Source organism: Oleiphilus sp. HI0128, from assembly GCF_001635365.1.
Genome location: NZ_LWGG01001002.1, coordinates 1 through 1,127 on the forward strand (window position 1 = coordinate 1; position 1,127 = coordinate 1,127).

General features: G+C 42.9%; 1 protein-coding gene. It reads right to left on the minus strand.

Translation table 11 applies throughout. The features are described from left to right. Nucleotides 1-1,117: protein kinase (locus A3763_RS17010; RefSeq protein ID WP_231872233.1), on the minus strand; the 1,117-nt coding region annotated here is incomplete at its 3' end. Between the last annotated feature and the right edge of the window lie 10 nt (nt 1,118-1,127).

Below are 1,127 nucleotides of genomic sequence, written 5' to 3' on the forward strand. Positions count from 1 at the left end.
GAACCCCCGTTAATGCATGATAAAAAATTGCGCCAAGCGAAAAAATATCAGATAACTCGTCCTTTCGATCATCAGCATCTCCATACCAGTTACCATCTCGCTCTTTGACACGATAATGCTCATCCAAACCAAAGTCTGTCAATTTAACCTGGAAATCTGAAGTCAACAAAACATTGCTAGGACGCAAATTGCCATGGCAAACCCTATTTTGATGCGCAAACGCCAAACCTCTACAAATTTGAACCGCCGTATTCAAAAACATCTGCATTCCCATAGGTTCAATCAAGCGGTCCTGCAGACTGCCACCCGAGACATATTCCATAACAACAATGAATACACTATCGTTCTTGGATGTTCCTAGAATATTAACCAGATTCGGATGCTTCAAACTGTGAAGCATTTTTGCCTCACGATACCCCGTAAAAGTAGAGGTACGCTTCTTAATTACCAGAAGCTTGTGAGAGGACTTATCTTCATACAAATAAACCGCGCCAAATTTGTCTTCCTGCATAACATCAAGTAAGCCAAATTTTTGCTGAATAGAGGCTAAGCCTTCTCCTGCCCGATTCACTTGTTCCTCAGCAATATGCTGACCTTTCATCGCCAAAAGCAACTGAGTCCGGACCTGCTCTACAGACTGAGGACGTTCAGCAGGGTCAACAGCAAGACACTGATGAATAAGGTTTTCAAGGGCTGGAGTTATATTGGCATCAATCTGAGCCATTGGAGGCGCATTGGGTAGTGGCAAGGTACTGGTGAATAATTCATACATCACCACTCCCAGCGAATAAACGTCACTCAAAGTAGAGGTAAAGGCGATGCCTTTGTGCTGCTCAGGAGCCATATAGGCTTCTGTTCCCATGATTAAGCGCGTTTCATCAGGGTTCATATCTTTATCGGCTTCAAAAAAAGAAGCGATACCGAAATCTAAAAGACGCGCAAAGCCCTCTCTATCGATGATGACATTTGCCGGTTTGATATCTCGATGAATAACATCAAATTTATGCGCATAGGCGATTCCTTTACACATTTGAATAGCGATATCGACTTTTTGGTTAAAATCAAACTTCCGCTCAGTAATCGCGTCCGCTAAGTTTATGCCCTCAACGAATTCCATCACGAATACA